General features: G+C 63.2%; 27 protein-coding genes. 10 read left to right on the plus strand and 17 right to left on the minus strand.

Features of this window, described 5'->3' with window-relative positions; translation table 11 throughout:
- Positions 1 to 23 precede the first annotated feature (23 nt).
- Positions 24 to 1,109 (plus strand): phospholipase D family protein, encoded by a 1,086-nt coding sequence (locus C7T36_RS04285; protein ID WP_052683642.1) that lies wholly within the window; start codon positions 24 to 26, stop codon positions 1,107 to 1,109.
- 135 nt (positions 1,110 to 1,244) lie between these two features.
- The gene (locus tag C7T36_RS04290; RefSeq protein WP_033236413.1) at positions 1,245 to 1,610 is read left to right on the plus strand and encodes an SPW repeat protein; all 366 of its coding nucleotides are present in this window, start codon (positions 1,245 to 1,247) and stop codon (positions 1,608 to 1,610) included.
- A gap of 34 nt (positions 1,611 to 1,644) precedes the next feature.
- Here C7T36_RS04290 and C7T36_RS04295 read toward each other — a convergent pair whose 3' ends face one another.
- Entirely contained in the window at positions 1,645 to 2,412 is a 768-nt protein-coding gene (locus C7T36_RS04295; RefSeq protein WP_033236414.1) for a glutamate racemase, read from the minus strand.
- 80 nt (positions 2,413 to 2,492) lie between these two features.
- The gene (locus C7T36_RS04300) at positions 2,493 to 3,659 is read right to left on the minus strand and encodes an NAD(P)/FAD-dependent oxidoreductase (protein ID WP_045071247.1); all 1,167 of its coding nucleotides are present in this window, start codon (positions 3,657 to 3,659) and stop codon (positions 2,493 to 2,495) included.
- A 199-nt stretch (positions 3,660 to 3,858) separates the two neighbouring features.
- On the opposite strand from C7T36_RS04300, the gene C7T36_RS04305 reads away from it, so the two are divergent.
- Genes C7T36_RS04305 through C7T36_RS04325 form a run of 5 tightly spaced genes read left to right on the plus strand, consistent with a single transcriptional unit; the run spans position 3,859 to position 6,375 of the window.
- Complete coding sequence (locus tag C7T36_RS04305) at positions 3,859 to 4,323, plus strand: Asp23/Gls24 family envelope stress response protein (RefSeq protein ID WP_045070913.1); 465 nt, start codon at positions 3,859 to 3,861, stop codon at positions 4,321 to 4,323.
- Positions 4,320 to 4,649 (plus strand): Asp23/Gls24 family envelope stress response protein, encoded by a 330-nt coding sequence (locus C7T36_RS04310; RefSeq protein WP_239654810.1) that lies wholly within the window; start codon positions 4,320 to 4,322, stop codon positions 4,647 to 4,649. The genes C7T36_RS04305 and C7T36_RS04310 overlap by 4 nt, the downstream gene beginning before the upstream one ends.
- Before the next feature lies 1 nt (position 4,650).
- A complete protein-coding gene (locus C7T36_RS04315; protein ID WP_033236416.1) occupies positions 4,651 to 4,830 on the plus strand; it encodes a hypothetical protein in 180 nt (59 codons plus the stop codon).
- Complete coding sequence (locus C7T36_RS04320) at positions 4,817 to 5,815, plus strand: DUF6286 domain-containing Asp23/Gls24 family envelope stress response protein (protein WP_045070914.1); 999 nt, start codon at positions 4,817 to 4,819, stop codon at positions 5,813 to 5,815. Before C7T36_RS04315 ends, C7T36_RS04320 begins: the two co-directional genes overlap by 14 nt.
- Positions 5,812 to 6,375 carry a hypothetical protein gene (locus tag C7T36_RS04325; RefSeq protein ID WP_045070916.1) on the plus strand — a complete coding sequence of 188 codons (564 nt, stop codon included), beginning with the start codon at positions 5,812 to 5,814 and terminating at the stop codon, positions 6,373 to 6,375. The genes C7T36_RS04320 and C7T36_RS04325 overlap by 4 nt, the downstream gene beginning before the upstream one ends.
- Positions 6,376 to 6,507: 132 nt before the next feature.
- Here the strand turns inward: C7T36_RS04325 and tuf are convergent, their stop codons facing one another.
- The 14 genes from tuf to C7T36_RS04395 form a co-directional block, all read right to left on the minus strand.
- Positions 6,508 to 7,698, minus strand: a complete 1,191-nt coding sequence (gene tuf / locus C7T36_RS04330) for an elongation factor Tu (protein WP_033236419.1) — start codon at positions 7,696 to 7,698, stop codon at positions 6,508 to 6,510.
- A gap of 132 nt (positions 7,699 to 7,830) precedes the next feature.
- Positions 7,831 to 9,933 carry an elongation factor G gene (gene fusA, locus C7T36_RS04335; protein ID WP_033236420.1) on the minus strand — a complete coding sequence of 701 codons (2,103 nt, stop codon included), beginning with the start codon at positions 9,931 to 9,933 and terminating at the stop codon, positions 7,831 to 7,833.
- Between the two features lie 204 nt (positions 9,934 to 10,137).
- Entirely contained in the window at positions 10,138 to 10,608 is a 471-nt protein-coding gene (rpsG, locus tag C7T36_RS04340) for a 30S ribosomal protein S7 (protein ID WP_003941856.1), read from the minus strand.
- Positions 10,608 to 10,982: a 30S ribosomal protein S12 gene (gene rpsL, locus C7T36_RS04345; RefSeq protein ID WP_003941908.1), complete on the minus strand. Its 375-nt coding sequence runs from the start codon at positions 10,980 to 10,982 to the stop codon at positions 10,608 to 10,610. Before rpsL ends, rpsG begins: the two co-directional genes overlap by 1 nt.
- 364 nt (positions 10,983 to 11,346) lie before the next feature.
- Positions 11,347 to 11,871, minus strand: a complete 525-nt coding sequence (locus C7T36_RS04350) for a DUF3558 domain-containing protein (RefSeq protein WP_045070919.1) — start codon at positions 11,869 to 11,871, stop codon at positions 11,347 to 11,349.
- A complete protein-coding gene (locus tag C7T36_RS04355) occupies positions 11,868 to 12,425 on the minus strand; it encodes a DUF3558 domain-containing protein (RefSeq protein ID WP_084703050.1) in 558 nt (185 codons plus the stop codon). Before C7T36_RS04355 ends, C7T36_RS04350 begins: the two co-directional genes overlap by 4 nt.
- Positions 12,426 to 12,461: 36 nt before the next feature.
- On the minus strand, positions 12,462 to 13,073 hold the full coding sequence (locus tag C7T36_RS04360) for a TetR/AcrR family transcriptional regulator (protein ID WP_045070922.1): 612 nt from the start codon (positions 13,071 to 13,073) through the stop codon (positions 12,462 to 12,464).
- Between the two features lie 16 nt (positions 13,074 to 13,089).
- Positions 13,090 to 13,887 (minus strand): enoyl-CoA hydratase family protein, encoded by a 798-nt coding sequence (locus C7T36_RS04365; protein ID WP_045070925.1) that lies wholly within the window; start codon positions 13,885 to 13,887, stop codon positions 13,090 to 13,092.
- A 25-nt stretch (positions 13,888 to 13,912) separates the two neighbouring features.
- Positions 13,913 to 15,073, minus strand: a complete 1,161-nt coding sequence (locus C7T36_RS04370; RefSeq protein ID WP_029536739.1) for an acyl-CoA dehydrogenase family protein — start codon at positions 15,071 to 15,073, stop codon at positions 13,913 to 13,915.
- Entirely contained in the window at positions 15,073 to 17,058 is a 1,986-nt protein-coding gene (locus tag C7T36_RS04375; RefSeq protein WP_045070934.1) for a biotin carboxylase N-terminal domain-containing protein, read from the minus strand. The genes C7T36_RS04370 and C7T36_RS04375 overlap by 1 nt, the downstream gene beginning before the upstream one ends.
- Positions 17,059 to 17,066: 8 nt before the next feature.
- A complete protein-coding gene (locus C7T36_RS04380; protein ID WP_019744291.1) occupies positions 17,067 to 18,665 on the minus strand; it encodes an acyl-CoA carboxylase subunit beta in 1,599 nt (532 codons plus the stop codon).
- Positions 18,662 to 19,810 carry an acyl-CoA dehydrogenase family protein gene (locus tag C7T36_RS04385; RefSeq protein WP_042921024.1) on the minus strand — a complete coding sequence of 383 codons (1,149 nt, stop codon included), beginning with the start codon at positions 19,808 to 19,810 and terminating at the stop codon, positions 18,662 to 18,664. The genes C7T36_RS04380 and C7T36_RS04385 overlap by 4 nt, the downstream gene beginning before the upstream one ends.
- On the minus strand, positions 19,807 to 21,528 hold the full coding sequence (locus C7T36_RS04390) for an acyclic terpene utilization AtuA family protein (RefSeq protein WP_045070939.1): 1,722 nt from the start codon (positions 21,526 to 21,528) through the stop codon (positions 19,807 to 19,809). Before C7T36_RS04390 ends, C7T36_RS04385 begins: the two co-directional genes overlap by 4 nt.
- Positions 21,525 to 22,346, minus strand: a complete 822-nt coding sequence (locus C7T36_RS04395; RefSeq protein ID WP_045070941.1) for a TIGR03084 family metal-binding protein — start codon at positions 22,344 to 22,346, stop codon at positions 21,525 to 21,527. The genes C7T36_RS04390 and C7T36_RS04395 overlap by 4 nt, the downstream gene beginning before the upstream one ends.
- A gap of 109 nt (positions 22,347 to 22,455) precedes the next feature.
- Between C7T36_RS04395 and C7T36_RS04400 the strand changes: the two genes are divergently transcribed.
- From C7T36_RS04400 to C7T36_RS04410, 3 genes are read left to right on the plus strand one after another with little or no spacing between them, the layout of a single operon-like run.
- Complete coding sequence (locus C7T36_RS04400; RefSeq protein ID WP_045070943.1) at positions 22,456 to 23,256, plus strand: crotonase/enoyl-CoA hydratase family protein; 801 nt, start codon at positions 22,456 to 22,458, stop codon at positions 23,254 to 23,256.
- Positions 23,253 to 24,113, plus strand: coding sequence for a DMT family transporter (locus C7T36_RS04405; protein ID WP_045070946.1), 861 nt, complete (start codon positions 23,253 to 23,255; stop codon positions 24,111 to 24,113). The genes C7T36_RS04400 and C7T36_RS04405 overlap by 4 nt, the downstream gene beginning before the upstream one ends.
- A 45-nt stretch (positions 24,114 to 24,158) precedes the next feature.
- Entirely contained in the window at positions 24,159 to 24,686 is a 528-nt protein-coding gene (locus C7T36_RS04410; protein WP_033236431.1) for a gamma carbonic anhydrase family protein, read from the plus strand.
- 40 nt (positions 24,687 to 24,726) lie between these two features.
- Here the strand turns inward: C7T36_RS04410 and C7T36_RS04415 are convergent, their stop codons facing one another.
- Positions 24,727 to 25,713 carry a pirin family protein gene (locus tag C7T36_RS04415; protein WP_181317463.1) on the minus strand — a complete coding sequence of 329 codons (987 nt, stop codon included), beginning with the start codon at positions 25,711 to 25,713 and terminating at the stop codon, positions 24,727 to 24,729.
- Positions 25,714 to 25,746 lie beyond the last annotated feature (33 nt).

Raw genomic sequence — 25,746 nt, forward strand, 5'->3', positions numbered from 1 at the left:
ATCCTGTCTGGTTGGATACCGGGATGGAATACAAGTTTGTCGGGCCGAAGGCGTGGCGCGCGATCACCAAAGCGATCCAGACTGCAGGTCCGCGGTATGCGGCGGTGGCATTTCTGGGCAGCGATGCGCCCAAACTGATGCCACTGACACTCGGGGACGTGCTGGTGACAAATGCATCGGATTCTGCCGTCCGCTCGCACTCCACCAGCCCCCAGGCCATCGAAACGTACCTCGCGGCGGGCGTAGAGGTGTGGTCCTCAGGGGCATTGCACGCCAAGGTGATTGCCACCGCAGAGCGCGCAGTGATCGGATCGGCGAATGCTTCTGCTCGCTCCTCGCGGCGAACGAACGAGGCTTCGGTCATCTCCGGTACCGACGCGATGATCGCCTGGACACGTGCCTTCGTCATTGCTGAGAAATCGGAATCAGAACAGGTCACTGCGCAGGATCTGCCTCGCCTGAACGCTCTGTGGGCTGACGGGGCAGATCAAGACAACGACCGTTTTGGCGTTCCGGGAATCAACACCTCCGCCGACGAACTGGTCACCACGTCGGATGCACGGTTTTTCGTATGCAACTACGGCGAGGTCGATGTCGACGAAGTCGCCAGCAAGGAAATGAACCGGATTGTCCGGCGCGCGCATCGCTCGACAAATTTCGGCACGGACTGGCTCGTCTTGGAGGACGGAGACGAGTTCCGGATCGATGACGTGCTTTTCCTCTGGGACGATGACGGCCTCGAAGCCCCTGTTGTCTTCATAGACATACCAAGAGATCAGGCTGACGGAAGCCGGTACCAGGCATACCGGTACCGCACTGATCTCGACTGGAAATCGTGGGACGAACTGGAGGAGGCACTCGATTCGTCAAACTACCAACGACTCCTCCCTGACGACCTGTACATCGAAGGAGATTTGTCGTACTGGAATGCCGATCTCGCACGTGCGTTGCTCGATGTGTGGGACTTGACTGCTCCATTGCCGACACCACGAATCGTCTACGACCCCGAACTTGTGCCTGCCGGCCCAGCATCGCGATCGGATGCTATCCCACACCGTGCACCCCGGTTTCGAAAGATCGCACGGCTCGCACCCGAGTCGCACCTATGATCACAAATCTTGATACAAACCGGCTCTGCCTGCGGGTAACTGCAACCCGAATGCAATTGTCGGAGAGTTGAACTGGACCTCAGGAAGGCGTCTACTCGAGAGTGAAAGAATCTTTTCGCTCGAGGAGGTTTCGCCATGAAGTCGTGGAATCGAATGCAGGATGCCGTAGCCGTGGTTCTCGGTGTCTTTGCCGCACTGTCGCCGATCTGGTTGACCACCAACGACCGGGCTATGTGGTCACTGATCGTCCTGGGTGTGCTCGTTGCACTCGCCGGCCTGGCTCACATGGCACGACCGGACATGGCCGTCGCCGACTACGCGATGGGTGTCTTCGGCGTTCTGATGTTCATCTCCCCCTGGGTCATGAACTTCCACGCCCTCGAAGGCGCAGCCTGGACAGCCTGGGTTGTCGGAGTCCTCACCGTAGTGGTGGCAGTGAGTGCGATGCCGATGATGGCCGCCAGAATGCATCACGGCGACCACGGAGTGGCCGCCCATTAGAGCAGCGACCACGGAGTGGCCGCCCACTGAGTACTCAGGCCCTGATTGCTCCCAACAACCGTCCGGCGTCGAATGCTTCGGCGCTGGACGGAAGGCTGCCTGGGCGTCCGCTCACAAACACCTCGACCGTCCCGGAACCAACTGAAGTGTCCATCTCAGCTGCGTCGATACGGCGCAGTGTCTGCCTTGCGACGGCCTCGGCGCTGTCGAAGAGCAAGACTCCTTCGGGCAGCGCGGCAACAATCTCGTCCCGCAACAACGGGTAATGGGTGCAGCCTAGAACAACACCTTGCACACCGTCTGGTGTCCGGGCCGCGGCGTCGCTGATCGCGGCCAAGGCGCCCGCTCGGTCGCCTCGGTCGATGGCGTCGGCGAGGCCGTGGCACGCGACGCCGACTACCTCGGTTCCATCCGCGAATTCCGCGATCAGATCTGCTTGATAGCGGCTGGCCGTGGTTGCCGCCGTAGCCCAGATCGCCACCGACTCACACACGGCAGCCGCTGGTTTGATTGCCGGTACCGTCCCGATTACGGGAATACCAGGCCCGACCAGCTCGCGGACATGCTCGAGCGCCGTCACACTCGCCGTATTGCATGGCAGCACGATGACCTCCGCGCCCCGGTCGAGACTTCGCGCCGCAGCACCGAGCACCCGGTCGATCACCCACGGCGCAGGCTTCGGCCCCCATGGTGCGCCGTCAGGATCCAGGGACAACACCAGATCCAATTCGGGACGCAGGCGGCGAAGCCAAGCGGAAGTCGGGAGCAAACCTAGACCCGAGTCGATGAGCGCAACGATCACCGAACAAATCTAGCGTCCCGAACCCGACCGAGCCGCATCAGCTCGCCCGCCTGTCCATCAACTCACACTGCTGGGGCAACTCACACTGCTGCGGCTTCCAGCACTTCGGCGATCGGAGTACCCGCAGCGATCTTCGCGCGCATCTTCATCACAGCCGCAGGACTGCCACAGCCGACTACTGCTGCCAACACTCCATCACGCTCGTAGTAGGCGACAAACTTGCGGCCGTCGTCCTTGACGATATGCACCTGATCAGTGGACGACACCGTTCCCAGCGCCTGAATCTTCACGTCGTATTGATCGCTCCAGAAATACGGAACCTGCGCGGGCGCATTCGCGTCACCGGTACCGGTCAACGCCCCGGCAAGAATCTTTGCCTGATCCCCGGCGTTGCTCCAGTGTTCGACGCGCTTGCGCGCTTCCCCGATCGTCCATGCGGCCACGTCACCGATCGCCCACACGTTCTCGACACTTGTCCGGCCCACCGCGTCGCACAGCACTCCGTTGCCGAGTTCGATCCCGGAATCTGCAAGCCAATCCGTCACCGGCAATGATCCGACGCCGATGGCGACCACGTCGACGGAAATTTCGGAACCGTCACCGAGAACAGCGGTGTCTACGACGCCGTCGCCGGACAAAGTCTCGAGCCCGACGCCAACCCGGACGTCGATGCCCGCGTCTCGGTGCAGTCGCTCCACCAGAGCACCGACCGTCGTGCCCAGTACCGATGCAAGCGGCGTCGGCTGCGGTTCGAGCAGAACGACGTCAACTCCGTGCGACTTCATGCTCGACGCCAACTCACAGCCGATGAAACCGGCACCGACGATCAGCGCTCGCTTGCCCGGCGCAAGGTCCGCGCGCAGAGCGAGTGCTTCCTCGATGGAACGCAGGACGTGCACGCCTGAAAGCTCAGGCAGACCGCCGATGCGCCTTGGGGTCAGTCCCGTGGCGATGATCAGATCGTCGTACGTCAGCTCCGAACCGTCGGCAAACGCGACGGTCTTGGATGCGGTATCCACCGAGAGTGCTGGTGAACCGAGCTTCAGGTCGATCGCGTTCTCGGTGAAGAACTCCGCCGGGCGCAGAGTCGTCTCGTCCTTGTCTCCCCGGATGACTTCCTTCGACAGCGGCGGACGGTCGTACGGCAGATGCGCCTCACCGCCCGCTAGGACTATCTCGCCCTCGAAACCGGCGCGCCGCAGCTCCTCCGCGGCTCGTAGCCCCGACAAACCTGCGCCCACGATCACTATCCGTGCCACCACACACCCACCCGTCTGATCTTGCGTCACTATCGGCGCCCACTATGAGAGCCGTCACGTATTCACGTCAGACTCTGTCATACCAAATTCGGACGGAGGTGTGGTGCACCCGCTGGGAAGCAGCGGTTGTCACTAGAGTTAATGACAGGTGAGACGCACACACTGAAACTCGAGCAGGGAGCACCGCATGACCAGCGATTCCAGTGGAAGCAGCAGCGTCCAGTTCGGCGCGGACGGCGGCGCCGCGCTCCACAGCACGCAGGGCAAAACGATCATTGCGGACGCCGTGGTCGCCAAGATCGCCGGCATAGCCACCCGCGAGATCAACGGCGTGTACGACGTCGGCGGCGGTACCGCACGCGCCGTCGGCGCACTCCGCGACCGCATCCCTGGTGCGCGCGTCAATCACGCGCAGGGCGTGGCCGTCGAGGTCGGCGAGAAGCAGGCCGCGATCGACATCGGAATCGTCGCCGAATACGGCGTCGCCCTCCACGAATTGGCGCTCGGAATCAGGCGCAACGTCATCGCGGCCGTCGAAAGAATGACCGGCCTCGAAGTCACCGAAGTCAACATCACCGTCTTCGACGTCATGCTCTTCGGCGAATCCGAGAACCCGGGCACCGAAGCGGAAGCGAAGCCGAGAGTTCAGTGAGCGGTCCCGAACGGATCGATCTCGGTTTGGCAGCCGAAACCGTCGCCGACGCCGCGCTGGCGGTTCACGGTGTCGCCGCACTGCACGGCGGCGAGTTCGGCGAAGTCGGAACCTACCTCCCGGGCAAGCGCGTCACCGGCGTGGTCATCGACGAAAACGGTTGCAACGTACACATATCCGTCGCTTACCCGGCAAACGTCGTGACTGTCGCTCAACACGTCCGCGACGCGGTCGGGCAGGTCGTCGACGTACCGATCACCGTCACCGTCGGCGACGTCAGCCACCCTGACGATCAGCTCGCACCCCTCATCGAAGAAAGGAACTGATGTGAACAGCACGACAGTCGGCCTGCTGGTCGGTCTGCTCCTCGCCCTCGCCGGAATTCTGGGCGGGTTCAGCGGATTCCTTTTTGCCGTCCTACTCGGAGCAGCCGGTATGGCGATCGGCGCGCATCGCGACGGTCACCTCGACCTCGGCGCCATCCTCCGAAGCCGTGGCCGTGGCTGAGTCCACCACACCCACCCCCACGGCGGGCACATCAACACCGGACCCCGTTGACCCCGGCCTTCGCGGCGTACTGGTCATCAAGGACCGCGCGATGTCGAAAATCGCCACAGCCGCCGCGATCACGGTCCCCGGAGTTGTCCGGCAAACCGGCGGACTCAGCAAGTTGACCGGACGGGAACTGCCGCGGGCAGACATCGCGATGGGGTCCGACGCCGTATCCGTCAATCTCTTTCTTGCGGTCAACTGGCCGTGCTCTGTTGTCGAACTGACAGGTCGCGTGCACAACGAGGTCGCCACGAGTGTCGAATCCCTCACCGGCTACCCGCTGCACGAAATGAACGTTCTGATCGCGGCAACCACGGTCCCCGATGACGGGGCCGTACCGGGCATCAGCATTCCCGAAGACACTGCCGAGCAACCGGTTTCGCAGTGGACTCCCCCTCGAACGCCTGCCGCTGCACCCGCCGCAGCGGTATCGGCAGTAGTGATCGCGTTCGGACTACTCGCGCTTGCTTTTGTGGTCTCGCGTGAATGGTTCATCAATCGCGGCACCTTCGAATCTGCGCCGTGGATCGCGAACTCCGTTGAATGGGCATCACGATTGCACTGGCAGACGTGGCTACTACCGACGGCAATCGCAGCAGTCGTCGCCGGGGTCGTCCTGATCATGACGGCGATGAAGCGACGTGCTAAAACCCATGTGCCACTAGGGAACCCGAATGCCGGTACCGTCTGGATGCGCCCGACCGACATTGCCCGCATGTGCAGCGGACAAGCCGCAACGGTGCCCGGCGTCGAACGCGCCCACACCACCGTCGACCGCAAACACGCCAAGGTCCATATCGATACCGTCGGCGGGGATCGCGACGCACTGATCACGGCCGTCGAAACAGCAGTTCAACCGCACCTCGACGTCCTACAGCGCCCCGTCCGTCTGACCGTTCTCGCCCGAGAAATCGCAGCAAAGCAGAAGGTCGAATCGTGAACCGCTACATAGCCGCGCTCGATCGAATCGTTGTGCTGATCATCGGCATTGCTCTCGTCGTCGCCGGTGCGTACGTCATCGCCTGGGATGCCGGCGTCCGTCTGATCCGGACGTGGGTGTCACGGCTGGATCGACCGACGCTCCTCGGAATTCCCGAGCAACCGTGGTGGCACTGGGTTCTTACCGGAACTTTTGTCTTCTGCGTTGTTGCCGGATTCGGCTTGCTATTCCTCAATCTTCGGCTGCGCCGCGCCCGAGCAATAACACTCCGACATGCACAGTCCGGCACCGAAATCAGTGTTGATCTCGGTCCGATCGCCGATGGTGTTGCAGCTGAACTCGCACATTTGCCCGGTGTCCGTGCCGCTAAGGGACGAGCCACCGTAGACCGTGGGCTCCCGACACTCTCCGTAGTGGTCAACGCCGATCCCGGAATCAACGTCGTCGACTTCACCACCCGCGCCGAGGACATCGCGTCGACAACGCGCCGCAACCTCGACGGTTCTGATGTTGCGGTGCAGGTACTACTGCACCTAGATCGAGTGGACGCCGCGCAGTAGGTCTGGCTCGGGTTTCCCGACCGGAACCGCACCATCGGAAATCAAGTACAACAACAAGAAAGGCGCTCACTCCCCGAAGGGAATGAGCGCCTTTCTGTGCGGAGCTATGAATCAACTAGCAAGACAAGAGTCTCACTTGATGATCTTGGAAACCTTGCCGGCGCCGACCGTACGGCCGCCTTCGCGAATTGCGAAGCGCAGGCCCTCGTCCATGGCGACAGGCTGGATGAGCTTGACGGACATCTCGGTGTTGTCACCGGGCATGACCATCTCGGTGCCCTCAGGCAGCGTCACGACGCCCGTAACGTCCGTGGTACGGAAGTAGAACTGCGGGCGGTAGTTGTTGAAGAACGGGGTGTGGCGGCCGCCCTCGTCCTTCGACAGGATGTATGCCTGGCCCTCGAACTCCGTGTGGGGAGTCGTGGTGCCCGGCTTGACGACAACCTGTCCACGCTCGACATCTTCGCGCTTGATGCCACGAACGAGCAGTCCGACGTTGTCGCCGGCCTGGCCCGAGTCGAGCAGCTTGCGGAACATTTCGATGCCCGTGACGGTGGTCTTGGTGGAGGTCTCCTTGATGCCGACGATCTCCACCTCCTCGTTCACGTTGACAACGCCACGCTCGATACGACCGGTGACAACGGTGCCACGGCCGGTGATCGTGAAGACATCCTCGACAGGCATGAGGAAGGGCTTCTCGGTCTCACGAACCGGAGTCGGGATGGACTCGTCGACTGCAGCCATGAGGTCGAGGATGGACTGGGTCCACTTCTCGTCGCCCTCGAGTGCCTTGAGTGCCGAGATCGGGATGACCGGGGCGTCCTCGTCGAATTCCTGAGCGGCCAGCAGTTCGCGGACCTCCATCTCGACGAGCTCGAGGATCTCTTCGTCGTCAACCATGTCGGCCTTGTTCAGGGCGACGAGGATGTACGGAACGCCAACCTGGCGAGCGAGCAGGACATGCTCGCGCGTCTGGGGCATCGGGCCATCGGTGGCTGCAACGACGAGGATAGCGCCGTCCATCTGAGCCGCGCCGGTGATCATGTTCTTGATGTAGTCGGCGTGACCCGGTGCATCGACGTGCGCGTAGTGGCGCTTGTCCGTCTGGTACTCAACATGCGAGATGTTGATCGTGATGCCACGAGCCTTTTCCTCGGGAGCCTTGTCGATCTGATCGAAGGCCGAAGCCTCGTTCAGGTCGGGGAAAGCATCCGCAAGCACCTTGGTGATGGCCGCCGTCGTCGTGGTCTTGCCGTGGTCGACGTGACCGATGGTGCCGATGTTCACGTGCGGCTTCGTCCGCTCGAACTTCGCCTTCGCCACTTTTGTCCTCCTGGACTGATAATTGCTTGCCGTATGCAGCAGTGCGGTTGGTTATTACTTGGTCGTGCTTCGTGCCGAAAGCAACCGAGGTTACTTACCGGCGCGGGCTGGGGAGCTCGCAGTACTTACTACTTACTCGCCCGTCGCCTTGGCGATGATTTCCTTCGAGACGTTCGCGGGAACCTCTGCGTAGGAATCGAACACCATGGAGAAGTTCGCCCGGCCCTGGGTCCTGGACCGCAGGTCACCGATGTAACCGAACATCTCCGAGAGCGGAACCAGCGCCTTCACGACACGGGCACCACTGCGTTCCTCCATGGCCTGAATCTGGCCACGGCGGGAGTTGATATCGCCGATCACGTCGCCCATGTACTCCTCGGGCGTTGTGACCTCGACAGCCATAAGGGGTTCGAGAATGACGGGGCCGGCCTTGCGGGCGGCTTCCTTCAGCGCCTGCGAACCGGCAACCTTGAACGCCATTTCCGAGGAGTCGACGTCGTGGTAAGCACCATCGAGCAGCGACAGCTTCAGGTTCACGAGCGGGTAGCCGGCGAGAACACCGTACTGCATCGCGTCCTGTGCGCCTGCATCCACGGAGGGGATGTACTCGCGCGGGATACGTCCGCCGGAGACCTTGTTCTCGAATGCGTAGGTAGCACCGTCTTCGCCCACGAAAGGCTCCAGAGCGATGATGACCTTTGCGAACTGGCCCGAGCCACCCGTCTGCTTCTTGTGGGTGTAGTCGTGCTTCTCGACCGTCTTGGTGATGGTCTCGCGGTACGCAACCTGCGGCTTGCCGACGTTGGCCTCGACCTTGAACTCGCGACGCATGCGGTCGACGAGGATGTCGAGGTGGAGCTCGCCCATGCCGCCGATGACGGTCTGACCGGTCTCGTCGTCGAGTTCGACCGAGAAGGTCGGATCCTCTTCGGCGAGCTTCTGGATCGCGACGCCCAGCTTTTCCTGGTCGGACTTGGTCTTGGGCTCGATGGAGACCTGGATGACCGGTGCGGGGAACGACATCGACTCGAGGACGATGGGGTTCGCCTGATCGCACAAGGTGTCACCGGTGGTGGTGTCCTTGAGGCCGATCATCGCGTAGATGTGGCCGGCTACGGCCTCTTCTACCGGGTTCTCCTTGTTGGCGTGCATCTGGAAGAGCTTTCCGATGCGCTCCTTCTTGCCCTTGGTTGCGTTGAGCACCTGTGCGCCCGGATCGATACGACCCGAGTACACGCGGACGAAGGTCAGCTTGCCGAAGAACGGGTGAGCAGCGATCTTGAAGGCGAGAGCCGAGAACGGCTCTTCCTTGCTCGGCTTGCGAGTGATCTCTACTTCTTCGTCATTGAGCTTGTGTCCGACAACCTCGCCGATATCCAGCGGGTTGGGCAGGTAGTCGATGACTGCGTCGAGCATGGGCTGAACGCCCTTGTTCTTGAACGCGGAGCCACAGATAACCGGGTACAGCTCGGAAGCGACCGTCATCTTGCGGATGGCGCCCTTGATTTCCTCGACCGTGAGCTCTTCGCCGCCGAAGTACTTCTCCATGAGAGCTTCGTCGGACTCGGCAACGGTTTCGAGCAGCTTCTCGCGGTACTCTGCAGCCTTCTCGACGAGATCCGCGGGGATCTCTTCGATGGTCGGCAGTGCACCGGTCGGAACTACGCCGCGCCACGTGATGGCACGCATCTCGACCAGGTCGACGACGCCGTCGAAGTCGTCCTCAGCGCCGATGGGCAGCTGGAGAACGAGCGGCTTCGCGCCGAGACGGTCGATGATGGTCTGCACGGTGAAGTAGAAATCCGCGCCCATCTTGTCCATCTTGTTGACGAAGCAGATACGCGGAACGTCGTACTTGGCAGCCTGACGCCACACCTGCTCGGACTGCGGCTCGACACCCTCTTTACCGTCGAACACAGCAACTGCGCCGTCGAGCACGCGCAGCGACCGCTCCACCTCGACCGTGAAGTCGACGTGGCCGGGGGTATCGATGATGTTGATCTGGTTGTTGTTCCAGAAGCAAGTCACGGCGGCAGACGTGATCGTGATGCCGCGTTCCTTCTCCTGCTCCATCCAGTCCGTCGTCGACGCACCGTCGTGCGTCTCACCGATCTTGTAATTGACACCGGTGTAGAACAGGATGCGCTCGGTGGTGGTGGTTTTGCCGGCATCGATGTGCGCCATGATGCCGATGTTGCGGACCTTGTTCAGGTCAGTCAGCACTTCCTGTGCCACAGGTTTCTTCCCCGCTCGTTGCTTGGTTTTTCGGGTGTCGGCCGTATCCGGTGTGTTCCACCGTCAAGGCCATGGTCTTTCAATTATGTCTCTGCCGCGGCAACCCGACCACCTCTGTCCGGAATTAACCGGCCGATGTGATCAGGTCGCCAACGGCGACAGCGTCGGAGCACCCACCCGATGGCAGTTGCTCCGACGCTTACATCACCAGCGGTAGTGGGCGAATGCCTTGTTGGCTTCGGCCATCTTGTGAGTGTCTTCGCGACGCTTCACAGCTGCACCGAGGCCATTGCTGGCATCGAGGAGCTCGTTGGCGAGACGCTCGACCATGGTCTTCTCACGACGTGCACGCGAGAAGGTGACCAGCCAGCGCAGTGCCAGCGTGGTGGAACGACCGGGACGAACCTCGACCGGCACCTGGTAGGTAGCGCCACCAACGCGGCGGCTACGAACCTCGAGTGCAGGCTTGACGTTGTCCAGGGCGCGCTTGAGCGTGACGACCGGATCGGTGCCGGTCTTCTCGCGTGCCTGCTCGAGAGCCTGGTACACGATTCGCTCTGCGGTGGACTTCTTGCCGTCCAGCAGGATCTTGTTGACGAGCTGCGTCACCAACGGGGAACCGTAAACCGGGTCGTTGATGAGCGGGCGCTTCGGAGCGGGGCCCTTACGTGGCATTAGCTCTTCTCCTTCTTGGCGCCGTAGCGGCTGCGTGCCTGCTTGCGACCCTTGACACCCTGGGTGTCGAGGGAGCCGCGGATGATCTTGTAACGGACACCCGGGAGGTCCTTCACACGACCGCCACGGACGAGCACCATGGAGTGCTCCTGAAGGTTGTGGCCTTCACCGGGGATGTACGCGGTGACCTCGACCGAAGTCGTCAGGCGAACGCGAGCGACCTTACGGAGAGCGGAGTTCGGCTTCTTGGGGGTGGTGGTGTACACGCGAGTGCACACGCCACGACGCTGCGGGCTGCCCTTGAGGGCTGCCGTCTTGACCTTGGCGGTCTTGTCGCGGCGACCCTTGCGGACCAGCTGGTTGATGGTTGGCATTTACCGGCTTTCTACGTCGGAACAGACTGCTCGAAGCAACCTTGGCTGTTCTGAAATTAGGGATCTAGCAGTTGGAGCAAGATAGCTGCTGCTCCTCACCCACCTCTGATACTGCTGCGCTGCGCAAATGCGCCTCGCTCTGCACCCGAGGTCGGGCGTGTCGCATACCCCCACACAGGCAGCCGGATGCTCGTTCTGAAGCAATAACTGCTCGAACGTGCGCACGGCAATACCTAGCTAGGCACACAGATCGGCCCGGGCATGCCGGACACGACCCATAACGATACCTGCCAGCGTGCTATGTGGTCAAAATGAGCCTGAAGTGATACGGAACTCACAGCAACGACCAGGTTCGACAGCAGGTTCAAATACTGACGTTGAGCGTCAGTTCTCCGAGTTTAGTGACTCCCGCGCACGCATCCATGCCGCCGGCCGGCTGGCGCACCCACCAACCGAACACTCCCCCGGCCGGAGCGCCGGCGGTGATGCCACAGCTTTGTGGATCCGCCGGTTGCCGCACGAGGTAGGCGTCACTGCCCTTGACGGTGATCTTCTCGACCACATATCCGAGATCCTCGAATGCGGCGACCTCGTGATCGGTGGTGCCGGTCTCGAACCAGTTGAACGTGACATGGACCGGACCTGCGCCGCCAACCCCGTCCCACCGACAGATTGCCCCGTAGAAACCACGGTCGACGCCGTCGGCGCCGATTGCCGCCGCGATCTGCGGGTCGGACACCGCTTCACATTCCTGCAGGATGTTGGCGAACTTCTCGCTGCTACTGCCCTGATAGCCGCCCTCGGCCAGCGGCGTTCCCGTCACTGTCGAACCGCACCCCGTCAGCAGGATCAACGACGCGCCAAGCGCCGCCGCCCGTGCGCGACTCACTGTGCCCTCGAGACAGTGAGTTCCATCAGGCTCTTCCCGACAACACACGGATCGGCAGGCGGGGCGACAAGCCCGGCGTTCGCGGAGCCGTAGTTCACCGACCAATGGACGAAATCGCCCCCGAAGGAAATACCCAACTCGCACAGAACGCCTTCTCGCGACGCGATGAAACCGGAGTGGCCCTCGATCGTGATGTCGGCGGCAGGTCGACCGAGAAGGTCGGAACCGGCGCGCTCGCGGCCGATCGGGCTGCCGCGGTACCAGGAGAACGCGATGCTTGGTCCCAACGAACCGGCAACCGTCCATTCACAGCCGACACCGTTTCTGGTGACATCGGTGAACGTGAGCCCGAAAGCCGCGACCACCTCCTCATCCGTCACCGATCCGCATTCTGCGAACATCGGACCGGGATCGGTTGCTGCCTGGGCGGTGGGCGCTGAACCTGTGGACTGTTCCGCTGTGCCGTCGTCGGCCCCACAGCCGGTAGCCGACACCAGCACCGCAGCAGCGACCACCAACGGGGTACTGAAGGACAGGGCTCTGCAGCGCGGCATGCAGGTGACTGTACTTCCGGGATCAGAGCTGCGCGATCACGACACCGGCGCTGACACACGCACGAGAGTCGAGTCGAGTTGCGCCGCCCACGTTCTGACCACCTCGGACCGTCGACGCGAGTCGTCGGTCAAGACATCTGCCAACCCCAGCCCTCGGGCAAGGTCAAGGGTCGCCTGCACCAGACGGTGCGTCGTCGGATCTGCGTCGTCGGCGCCAAGACTCTCGACGGCCATGCGGTGCGCGATGCGCCCGAACCGTTCCTCGAGTGGCAACACTCGCGCTCGCAAGTCCGGGTCGGAAGCTGCCGCCGTCCACACCTGAAGTGCTGCCTTGAACAGAGTGCCGGTGTAGTACTCGACCAATCGGGAGATGATCGCCTCGGTTCGACCGGCACCCGCGGGAAGGCCGGTGGACTCTTTGCGTGCCTGATCCATTCGGGCGTCGAACATCACCTCGAGTGCCGCGGTGATCAGGTCCTCACGCGTCGGGAAGTGGTGCTGCATGGCACCACGGGATACCCCGGCCCGCTGCGCGACGACACTCATCGTCGTTGCACCCCATCCGAGTTCGGCGAGACACTCCACCGTCACTTCGAGCAGGTGGGAGCGCGTGACTCGACTTCGGTCCTGCTTGGGTTCTCGAGTCATCGCGCCGCCATCCCTTCTACTGTGCGTTCTGTTGTGCCCAGGCTGCTGGACGCTTCTGCAAGAAAGACATCATGCCCTCACGAGCCTCGTCAGAGGAAAACAGCCGCGCCGACTGCGCGATCATCTCCTCGCCGTCTCGGTCGAATCCGGCCAGGACCTGCCTGGTCGTGAGCCATTTCGATTCGGCCAGCCCCTGTGGCGAGCACTGACGCAATGTGACCAAGAGTTCAGTGATCGACTCGGCGGTGCCCTGCGACGCTTCCGTCACCAGCCCGATAGCGTGGGCCTCGTTCGGTCCGAACTTCTCTCCGGTGAGCAGGTACCGGCTCGCAGATCGCTGGTCGAGCCTCGGTAGGACCGTGAGCGAGATGATGGACGCGGCCAACCCCAATCGTGATTCCGTCACCGCGAAGGTGCTCGCCGGTCCGGCGACGACGATGTCGCACGCCCCGACAAGACCCATACCCCCGGCCCGGACGTGACCGTCGATGCGTCCGATCACGGGCTTGGGCAGCTCGAGAATGCTGCGCAAGAGCGTCAGCATTCCCCGCCCTCGTTCTTTGACTGCCTCCTCCGGAGATACGGACGACCCGGATGCTTCGCTGAGATCGGCTCCCGCACAGAATGTTCCACCGGTGTGGGTGAGCACCACTGCTCGAACTGCCGGATCAGCGGCCGCCGACGTCAGTCCAGCCTGCAACTCCGTGACCAACCGCGTCGAAATCGCGTTGCGGTTGTGTGGTGAGTCGAGAGTGATCGTGGCCGCACCACCGGATACTTCGTACCGTACGTATGGCTTGTCCTCGTCCGTCATGCTTCGCCCTTTCCAGTGAGACCGTCTAGTAAGACCGAGGCAGACCGAGAGAGTGCTGCGAGACGAAGTTGAGGATCATCTCGCGGCTCACCGGCGCGACACGGGCGATACGAGCCGCGCCGAGCATGGCGGCCAGTCCGTATTCCTTCGTCAGACCGGCCCCGCCGTGCGTCTGGATCGCCTGATCGAGTGCCTTGATGCTGGCCTCGGCAGCCGCGTACTTCGCCATGTTCGCGGCTTCGGCAGCACCGAAATCGTCACCACTGTCGTAGAGGACCGCGGCCTTCTGCATCATCAGCTTGGCGAGCTCGAGTTCGATCTTCACCTGCGCGAGGGGATGCGAAATACCTTGGTGGGCACCGATCGGCGTCTTCCACACCGTGCGCTCGTTGGCGAACTTCACCGCGGCGTTCAGGGCGTAACGGCCCATTCCGATGGCCATCGACGCACCCAGGATGCGCTCGGGGTTGAGGCCGGCGAACAACTGCATCAGCGCGGCATCGGCTTCGCCGACCAGAGCGTCGGCCGGCAGACGGACGTCGTCGAGGAAGAGGATAAACTGGTGGTCCGGTTCGATGATGTCCATCTCCATCTGCGTCTTCACGAATCCGGGAGAATCCGTGGGGACGATGAACAGAGCGGGCTTGAGCTTGCCGGTCTTGGAGTCCTCGGTGCGCGCAACGATGAGGACGGCGTCAGCCTGATCGACACCCGAGATGTAGATCTTGTTGCCGCTCAGGATCCAGTCGTCGCCATCCCTGCGTGCCGTCGTGGTGATCTGATGCGAGTTGGAACCCGCGTCGGCCTCGGTGATTCCGAACGCCATGATCTTGGAGCCGTCGGCGAGGCTGGGTAGCCACTGCTGCTTCTGCTCCGCAGTGCCGTACTTGCCGATGATGGTGCCGCAGATGGCCGGCGAGACGACAACCAGGAGCAGACCGGCACCCTGTGCCGCCAATTCCTCCTGCACCAGCGCGAGTTCGTAGATGCCGGCACCGCCGCCGCCGTATTCCTCGGGCAGGTTGACGCCCAGGAATCCGAGTTTGCCCGCCTCGTTCCATAATTCGGTGAGCGGCTCACCCTTGCGTGCCTTGGGCAGCACGTAGTCGACGTAGTTGAAGCGCTCACCCAGTTTGGAAACGGATGCCCGCAGTTCCTTCTGCTCTTCGGTTTCGATGAAACTCATCATGCGTCCTCTTCTGTAGCGGGTTCTTCCACACGTGCGAGTACCGATCCGACCTCGACCTGCTGGCCGACGGCGACCGGAAGTTCTACCAGGACACCGGCAGTCGGCGCGGTGACTGTGTGTTCCATCTTCATGGCCTCTAGCCACAGAATCGGCTGGCCGGCAGTGACGGTGTCACCGAGTGCGGCGCCGAGGCGAATAACTGATCCCGGCATCGGAGCGAGCAACGAACCGGCGGCGACTTCCGCCGACGGATCGACGAAGCGCGGTGCCGCCGTCAACGCGACCGGCCCCAGCGAGGAGTCGACAAAAATCTCACTCCCGTATGCCGCCACGTCGAACGAACGCCGAACTCCGCTCTGCTCGAGCACTACCCGGGTCTCAGTTGCCGATACCAGGCTCACGTCGTCGAAGCCTTCTGCACTCAGCACGCCGCTTCGACTGAGGGAGTAGCGGACGTCGTAGTCGCCCGACGCAGTGGAGTAACTCTTGCTCTGCGGCTGCGACGGCAGGTTGCGCCACCCGCTGGGCAAGCGGCCGATGACGCGGGCCGACGACCGGTTGTGCGCGGCATCGGCAAGTGCCGCCGCCAACGCCGAAAGCCTTTCGGCGTCGGTATCGGCCAGAGGCGTTGACAACTTCTCGAGATCATGGGTCTCGAAGAACGCCGTGTCGGTGTCCCCGGCAATGAAGGCCGGGTGAGCCAGGACATTGACGAGCAGATCGCGGTTGGTCCGCAGACCGTGAATCCTGGTGCGCGCCAGCGTCGACGCGAGCAGCCGGGCAGCTGCGGTCCGCGTCGGCGCGTACGAGATGACCTTGGCCAACATCGGGTCGTAGTGGACGCCGACAACACTGCCGTCGACGACGCCGGAGTCGAGGCGAACGCCCTGCTCACGCAGAACACTGAATTCTTGCGGGTCACCGGGCAACTCGATGTGGTGAACGGTTCCACTCTGCGGCTGCCAGTTCTTGGCGGGGTCCTCGGCGTACAGGCGCACCTCGATCGAATGCCCACGGATCTCCGGCTGCTCGTCCGGAAGTACTTCACCTGAAGCGACCTGCAATTGCAGTTCCACCAGATCGAGTCCGGTGGTGCACTCGGTGACGGGATGCTCCACCTGCAAACGCGTGTTCATTTCCAGGAAGAAGAAGTCGCCCTTTTCGTCAGCCAGGAATTCAACGGTTCCTGCGCCTTCGTAACCGATGGCGTTGGCTGCGAGCCGTGAAGCGTCGAACAGCTTGTCGCGCATGGCGGGGATGCGTTGCACGAGCGGCGACGGTGCCTCTTCGACCACCTTCTGATGCCGACGCTGGATCGAGCACTCGCGCTCCCCCACCGCCCACACCCCACCGTGGCGGTCGGCCATGACCTGAACCTCGATGTGCCGACCGGTCTCGAGGTAGCGCTCGCAGAAGACCGTCGGGTCGCCGAAGGCGGACTGCGCTTCCCGCCGCGCCGCTTCCAGTTCGCCGTCCAGCGCCGACAATTCACGAACGACACGCATTCCGCGTCCGCCGCCGCCCGCCGACGCCTTGATGAGCACCGGCAGATGAGCGTCGGTCACCGCGGCAGGATCGAGTTCGGACAGCACCGGCACTCCGGCGGCGTCCATGATCTTCTTGGACTCGACCTTCGACCCCATGAGCTCGATGGATTCGACGGGCGGACCGATCCACGTCAGCCCCGCGTCGATGACGCTGCGCGCGAACTCCGCGTTCTCGGAGAGGAATCCGTATCCGGGGTGAATCGCGTCGGCGCCCGAAGCCTTGGCGGCGGCGATGATGAGCTCACCCCGCAGGTAGGTCTCGGCAGGCGTGTTACCCGGCAGGCGAACCGAAGCATCGGCTTCGGCGACGTGCGGGCTGTCGGCATCTGCGTCGGAAAATACCGCGACCGTGCCGATTCCGTTCTTGCGGCACGTTGCGAAGACACGGCGGGCGATTTCGCCACGATTGGCGACCAGTACTGAAGTGATTGTCACGGCGTGCCTCACATACGGAAGACGCCGAAGTTCTCGGTGCCTTCGATCGGGGCGGTGGCAATGGCCGACAGGCACATTCCCACCACGGTGCGGGTGTCTCGGGGATCGATGACGCCGTCGTCATAGAGACGCCCGGACAAGAACATCGGAAGTGACTCGGCCTCGATCTGGTTCTCGATCATCGCTCGCATGCCGGCATCAGCCTGCTCGTCGAAGACCTGGCCGCGGGCCTCGGCAGCAGCGCGTCCCACGATGGAGATGACGCCGGCAAGCTGCGCACCGCCCATGACGGCGGACTTGGAACTGGGCCAGGCAAAGAGGAATCTCGGATCGAATGCCCGTCCGCACATGCCGTAGTGACCGGCGCCGTACGACGCTCCGAGCAGGATGGAGATGTGCGGAACCTTGGAGTTGGCTACTGCATTGATCATCATCGATCCGTGCTTGATCATGCCGCCCTCCTCGTATTCCTTACCCACCATGTAGCCGGTGGTGTTGTGCAGGAACAGCAACGGCGTGTTGGAGCGGTTGGCAAGCTGGATGAACTGCGTGGCCTTCTGGGACTCTTCGCTGAAGAGAACTCCACGTGCGTTGGCCAGGATGCCGATCGGGTAACCGTTGAGCTCGGCCCAGCCGGTCACGAGGGAGGAACCGTAGAGCGGCTTGAACTCGTCGAAGTCGGAACCGTCGACGATACGGGCTATGACCTCACGCGGATCGAACGGAATCTTCAGGTCGGCCGGAACGATGCCGAGCAACTCTTCCGGATCCTCGAGTGGTTCGATGATTTCGGCACGAGGCGCCGGCCCCTTCTTGGTCCAGTTGAGGCGCTTGACGATCGAGCGCCCGATGCGGATCGCGTCCTGCTCGTCGGCTGCGAAGTAGTCGGCCAGTCCCGACTTGCGGGCGTGCATTTCGGCGCCGCCGAGTGCCTCGTCATCGGATTCCTCACCGGTGGCCATCTTGACCAGCGGCGGGCCTGCGAGGAACACCTTGGAGCGTTCCTTGATCATCACGACGTGGTCGGACATGCCGGGGATGTACGCCCCTCCGGCAGTGGAATTACCGAAAACCAGTGCGATGGTCGGGATTCCGGCGGCGGAGAGCTGAGTGAGATCGCGGAACATGCGGCCACCGGGAATGAACACCTCCTTCTGCGTCGGCAAGTCTGCTCCACCGGACTCTACGAGGGAGATCACCGGGAGGCGGTTCTGCATGGCGATGTCGTTGGCGCGGAACCCCTTACGCAGCGTCCACGGATTGCTGGTGCCGCCGCGCACGGTGGGATCGTTGGCAACGATCAGGCATTCGACGCCTTCGACGACGCCGATACCGACCACGGTGCTGGCGCCGACCGGGAAGTCACTCCCCCACGCAGCGAGGGGACACAGCTCGAGGAACGGCGAATCCTGATCGAGCAGGAGTTCGATCCGCTCGCGCGCCAGAAGCTTTCCCCGCTTGTGGTGCCGCTCGGTGTACTTCTCGCCGCCACCGGCCAGCGCCTTGGCGTGCTCGACCTCGATCTCGGCGAGCTTGGTGTTCATGGTCGATGTTGCGGTCTGGTACACCTCGGAATTGGTGTCCAGTGTTGACCGGATGACACTCATGACTGATACCCCAATCGCTTGGCCGCGAGGCCGGTGAGGATTTCGGTGGTTCCGCCACCGATTCCCAGAATTCGCATGTCCCGGTACTGCCTCTCCACTTCACTTTCCTGCATGTATCCGAGGCCGCCGAACAGCTGAACGGCTTGGTTCGCAACCCATTCGCCCGTCTCGACTGCCGTGTTCTTGGCGAAGCACACCTCGGCGATCAGATCGCCGTCACCGGCCATGTGCCGTTCGATCACCGAGTGCGTGTACACCTTGGCGACGTCGATCTTGCGGGCCATCTCGGTGACGGTGTTCTGCACGGCCTGCCGACTGATGAGGGGTCGACCGAAAGTTTCGCGGGCGCGGCACCATTCGAGGGTCAGCTCCAGGCAACGTTCTGCACTGGCATACGCCTGCGCGGCGAGCGCGACACGTTCGGAAACAAATGCCTGGGCGATCTGCGCGAAGCCGCTGTTCTCTGCGCCGACCAGATTCTCCACCGGAACCCGGGCATCGACAAAGGACAGTTCCGCGGTATCGGATGCGCGCCAGCCCATCTTCTCGAGTTTGCGCGAGACGGTGAAACCCGGTGTGCCCTTCTCGATCACGAGCAGTGAGACACCACCCGCGCCGGGACCACCGGTGCGCACCGCGGTGACGACGAAGTCCGCTCGAACGCCGGAGGTGATGAATGTCTTGGCGCCGTTCACGACGTAATGATCGCCGTCGCGCTTGGCTGTGGTTGTCAGGTGCCCGACGTCGCTGCCTCCGCCGGGCTCGGTGATGGCGAGCGAGCCGATCTTGTCGCCGCGCAGGGTCGGCTTGACCCACTTCTCGATCTGCGCCTCGTCGCCGGCCGCAATCAGGTGCGGCACCGCGATGCCGCAGGTGAAGAGCGAAGCGAACAGCCCGCCCGACGCACCTGCCTGATGCATCTCCTCACAGATCACGATGGAGTCGACGGCGTCGCCGCCCTCACCGCCCGCCGATTCGGGAGCACTGGCGCCGAGCAGCCCGAGAGCGCCTGCCTTGCGGTGCAATTCGCGCGGAATCTCGCCGTCGCGCTCCCACTGCGTCAGATGCGGCAGAATCTCCTGGTTCACGAATCCGCGTACGGTCTCGCGAAGCGCAAGCCTTTCCGGTGTGGTCCACACGGTCACCGTGAATCCTCTTTCTCGTCAGTTGTGGGGAGTAGCGAAATCGGGATGTCGATGTGGCGCGAGCGCAGCCATTCACCAATTCCCTTGGCCTGCGGATCGAACCGCGCCTGCGAGGCAACACCCTGACCGAGGATTCCCTCGATCACGAAGTTGACGGCACGAAGGTGCGGAAGCTGGTAGCGAGTGACGGTAAGCTCCGCTGCCTCGGGCAGTAGTTCCTTGAGTTTCTCGACGGTCAGAGTGTGCACCAACCACTTCCACTGATCGTCCGCGCGAACCCAGACGCCGACGTTGGCGTTTCCACCCTTGTCGCCACTACGTGCACCGGCGATCGTGCCGAGCGGCACCGAGAGCGAAGACTGTGGCGGCAACGGCTCCGGACGCTCAGGTTCGTCGACCGGTTCGAGGTCCTGCGTCAGCGTCGACGGAGCGATGTCCACGCGAGTGCCGTCTGGCAGTAAGGCCACGTGAGGCACCGATCCCGCGTCGACGTAGCCGGGGGTGAACACTCCGTACGGTTGTCCGTTGCTCGGCGGCGCGGTCAGCGAGAAGCCTGGGTAACTGGCGAGTGCCATTTCCACCGCAACCGCGGAGAAGGGGCGACCGATCACCTTGGGGTCGGAGTCACGAACCACGCAGCGCAGCAACGCACTCGCTGTTTCCTCGGTGTCGGAATCCGGGTGATCTGTGCGAGCGAGAGTCCAGACCAGTTCGGCGGGCTTCTTCGTCAGCCAGGATTCGAGTTGAGTCTTCGCCAGATCGGCCTTGGCCTCGATGTCGAGACCCGTGAGGATGAACGTGGCCTCGTTGCGGAACCCGGCCAGCGTGTTGAGTGAGACCTTGTACTGCGGCGGCGGAGCCTCGCCCGTGACTCCGCTGATCAGCACCCGATCCGGGCCTTCCTGGGTGAGCACCGCGTTGTCGATACGGGTGGTCACGTCCGGGCCTGCGTAGCGTCCGCCCGTGATCTCGTACAACAGCTGCGCCGTCACCGTGCCGACGCTCACCTCGCCGTCCGTTCCGGAATGCTTGGTGATGACCGAGGATCCGTCCGCGTTGATCTCGGCGATCGGGAAGCCAGGACGGCCCAGATTGGGAATCTCGGTGAAGAACGCATAGTTGCCGCCGGTGGCCTGGGTTCCGCACTCGATGACGTGGCCCGCCGCGACAGCACCGGCCAATTGATCGAAATCATCTCGCTTCCAAGCGAAGTGATGAGCGGCGGGACCGACGATCACCGACGCATCGGTGACACGACCGGTGACCACGACATCGGCGTCGGCCGACAAGGCTTCGACTATGCCCCAGGCGCCGAGGTACGCATTGGCCGTCAACGGGGAGCCGAGTCCGAGTTCGTCTGCCCGAGAGATCAAATCGTCACCCTCGACGTGGGCGATCTTCGCGTTCAACCCCAGCTTGGTGTTGACCTCGCGCAGCGCGTCCGCCAGTCCGGCCGGGTTGAGGCCGCCGGCATTCGCAACGATCTTCACGCCCTTGTCGAGCGCGAGGCCGAGGGTGTCCTCGACCTGTCGCAGGAACGTCTTCGCGTAGCCGAGCGACGGGTCCTTCATCCGGTCCCGGCCGAGGATCAGCATCGTCAGTTCGGCCAGATAGTCGCCGGTCAGGTAGTCGAGTTCGCCGCCCTCGAGCATCTCGCGCATCGCCGAGACGCGGTCGCCGTAGAACCCGGAGCAGTTACCGATCCGTACCGAACTCATTTGCCCACCTTCGCTTCTCGTCCCTCACCGCTGGATCCGATGGCGGCTCGTCCCTCGCCGCTGGGACCGGCAAATGCCTGCGCAAACCCCAACCACTCGTCTGCGTCGGCGCCAACGGCGACCAGATCGAGATCGGCGCGATTGGCACGCTGAGTGACCAGCAAGCAGAAGTCCAACGCCGGCCCGGTCACCTTCTGCCGCGCATCTTCCGGCCCCCAGGTCCAGAGCGAACCGTCCGGCGCCGTCAACTCCACCCGGAAATCGTCGGCGGGCGGCGTCTTCTCGTTGACCGAGTACGCAAAGTTCCGCGTGCGGACACCCAGATGAGCGATGTTCTTGATGCGCGCCGTCGGGGCTCGCTCGACGCCGAGCGCGTCGGCAACGTCCTGCCCGTGCGCCCACGTCTCCATCAATCGCGCAGTTGCCATGGACACTCCGCCCATGGGCGGGCCGTACCAAGGAAACTTGGTACCGGCCGGGGCAGCGGTGAGCGCCTCGACGAGAGCAATGCGCCCCGCCCGCCAATCGGCGAGCAACTCTGCGGGCGGGCGGGCTGCCTGCTCGGCAGCACCGTCGTCGACAAATCCCGCCGGATTCACGAACGCCGCCTTCAACTGCTCCGCGAACCCGTCCGGGTCGGTGACAGCCAGGATCGCAGCACTGTCCGTCCAGTGCAGGTGCCCGATCTGATGCGCGATGGTCCACCCTTCCGCGGGCGTCATTGTCGCCCACTTCGCCTCGGGCAGATCCGCAACCAGCGCGTCGAGGCTCTCGCCTTCGGCCCGCAAGTCATCGATGAACGTCTGAAGTTCGGCCATGCGATCAGCATCACACTCGTAGTCATAAAAATCAAGCACGAATGATTGTTATTGAGAAATCTCGTGGTGAGAGACTGAGCTCAACTGCCATCGACTACCAGGAGCACCCATGAGCGACGCCGTACTGATCTCGCGAACCGGCGATGTGGTCACGTGGACCCTCAATCGCCCGGACACCCGCAACGCCATCTCCGAGATAGACGTGATCGAAGCCCTCGAAGACGCGGTCACCGCGGTCAACCGAGATCAGAGCGTGCGCGCGGTCATCCTCACCGGAGCAGGGTCGGCCTTCTCCTCCGGCGGCAACGTCAAGCACATGCGGGACAAGGAGGGCATGTTCGGTGGTGCTCCCGGCGAGATCCGCCAGGGCTACCGGCACGGCATCCAACGCATCCCGCTCGCGCTGTACACGTGTGAGGTGCCGACCGTCGCAGCCGTCAACGGCCCTGCCATCGGAGCGGGCTGCGATCTCTCCCTCATGTGTGACCTCCGCATCGGGTCGACGGCGGCGGTCTTCGCCGAGAGCTTCGTCAAGGTGGGACTCATCCCGGGCGACGGCGGAGCCTGGCTGCTCCCCCGCGCGATCGGCAACGCCCGCGCCGCCGAGATGGCGTTCACCGGCGAACCGATCGACGCGACCAAGGCACTCGACTGGGGTCTGGTCTCGCAGGTCACCGAGCCCGAGGAATTGCTTCCCGCAGCGCACGCTTTGGCAGCGCGAGTAGCCGCCAATCCCCCGCAGGTGCTCCGCATGACCAAGAAACTGCTCCGCGAGGGCCAGCACCAAAGCCTCGAGAGTTTGCTCGAACTCTCGGCCGCCATGCAGTCGATCGCCCATCACACTCGCGATCACCACGAAGCCGTCGCCGCGATGCTCGAGCGTCGAAGTCCTGAGTTCACCGGAGAATGAAGGCCGGCAGTCAGCTACTGCCGGTCGGCGCAGTCCTCACCTCGATACTTTCGCTCCAGTTCGGAGCGGCATTCGCGACGACCCTGTTCTCGCAGATCGGGCCGGCCGGTGCCACGACGCTTCGGCTGACGATCGCCGCGATCATCCTCGGAGTCATCGTCCGCCCACGATGGAGCAGGTGGTCGAACCGGCAGCGCAAGGGCATATTTGCGCTCGGCGTTTCTCTGGCCGTCATGAACGGGGCCTTCTACATGGCCCTCGACACGGTGCCCATCGGAACGGCCGTCACCATCGAATTTCTCGGGCCACTCACACTTGCCGCGGTGCTGTCGAAGCGCTGGGCCGACTTTGCCTGGGTGCTGCTTGCCTTCGGCGGAGTACTTCTCCTCGGATTAGGTGATCACGGGGAATCGGGACTCGACGTCGTCGGCGTGATCTACGCACTCGTTGCGGCCGCAGCCTGGGCGGGATACATCATCGCCGGTTCACACCTCGCCGCAACACTTCCGAGTGCCGACGGTCTGGCCGGTGCCACGATTGTGGCAGCCGTCCTCACCCTGCCGTTCGGTGTGGTCTCCGGAGGATCCGAACTGCTCGATCCGAAAATGCTTGCCGCCGGCGCGGCGGTAGCCATCCTCTCGTCCGTCATCCCGTACAGCCTGGAAATGTGGGCGCTGCGATCCTTGGCCAAGAAGGTCTTTGCCGTCCTCATTGCGCTCGAACCGGCAGCAGCAGCGTTGGCCGGCGTAGTCATCATCGGGCAGACACTCGACTCCATGACCCTTGTTGCCATCGGACTTGTGGTCGTGGCGGGCATCGGCACCGTTGTCATGAATCGAAAGCCCACCCCGAAATAGTCCAGGTACCGTCAGAGCACGTTCATTCCAACGCACAGGAGAACCATGACCAACCCGATCATCGCCACTGTTCTCGGACGCACCCCGCAGATCGACGAGAGTGCGTTCATCGCACCCAATGCCACCGTTGTCGGCGCAGTGACCATCGCTGCCGGCGCCAGCATCTGGTACGGCGCGGTCATTCGCGGCGACGCGGAATCGATCTCCATCGGCGCGGACACCAACATCCAGGACAACTGCACGGTGCATGCAGACCCGACGTTCCCCGCGGTCCTGGGCGAGCGAATCTCGGTCGGCCACAACGCGGTGTTGCACGGGTGCACCGTCGAAGACGACGTGTTGGTCGGCATGGGCGCAGTGGTGCTCAACGGCGCACACATCGGTTCGGGATCGCTGATCGCGGCCGGCGCCGTCGTCTCGCAGGGGATGCAGATCCCGCCCGGATCACTGGTCGCCGGCGTACCGGCCAAGGTCAAACGCGAACTCTCCGAAGGCGAAAAGGCCGGGATCAGCGCCAACGGCGCCGGTTACATCATGCTCGCCAAGGCCCATCAGGACATCGAACAGGCCTGACCGACACGACGCTTGCGGCCGGAAGCAGCAAGAGACGCGGCTAACCTCGGGGCCGCAACGTACTGTTCGGCAACTCGGGTGCCGGGAGCGCCGGACCGTCGTATCCCGGCACTACGCCGAAACGTTGATCAGGGACGCTGCCGTCGAATCCAGAGGCCAGTTCGGCCTGCCACTTGCGTCGATACTCGACGATCTCTTCGTGCGTGCGGCCCATGAAGTTCCACCACATGATGACCTGCTCGCCCAAGGGCTTGCCGCCGAGCAGCAGGACCCGAGCCGGTTCGGAACCCGAATTGCGCAATGTCAGCTTCCCGAAACCCGGTGCTTGATAACCCAACTCGGCCCAGCCGACGGTGGTGCCACGCAGCACTACCGATCCTTGATCGACGATCACACCGTGTTCGTGCGAACGATCGACGTCGAGCGCAATGTCAGCGCCCGGATCGAGAACTATCTCGGCACCGAGCAGTTCGGTGAAGGTGGATACCGGCGATTTCTCGCCGGCCAACGAGCCGAGGAACACGCTGAGCCTGGCGCCCCCAATGGTCACCGGTTCCGGTCGATAGTGAACAAACGCGGGGGCAGTATCGCGAGCCGCGTCCGGGAGAGCCACCCACAGCTGCATGCCGTGCAGAACCTTCGTGTTCGGCGTCGAGACCTCCGAATGCGCGATCCCGCTACCGGCAGTCATCAAGTTAAGTTCGCCCGGGCGCACCATCGCGTGAGAGCCGATGCTGTCACGATGCTCGATCTCCCCCGTGAACAACCAACTGACCGTCTGCAAACCGGTGTGTGGATGCGGCGGCACATGCATGCCGGGCCCCGAGCCGACGTCGTCCGGCCCGTAGTGATCGGCGAAGCACCACGCCCCGATCAGCGAACGATCACGCTGCGGCAATGTGCGCCGCACCCGCATTGCCCGTGGGCCACCGAGCGGAACATCCCGCGGGGTGAGGATCTGAATCTCGCTGTTGTCAGGTTTGCCTTCACATTCCTGCTCTACGGGATGCATGTCGAGGTTGCTCATCTCTTCATCCTGCCTCGGGTAACTCCGGGGCGC

It is taken from the genome of Rhodococcus sp. AD45-ID, from assembly GCF_003023755.1.
In the GTDB taxonomy this organism is placed as follows: Bacteria; Actinomycetota; Actinomycetes; order Mycobacteriales; family Mycobacteriaceae; genus Rhodococcus_F; species Rhodococcus_F globerula.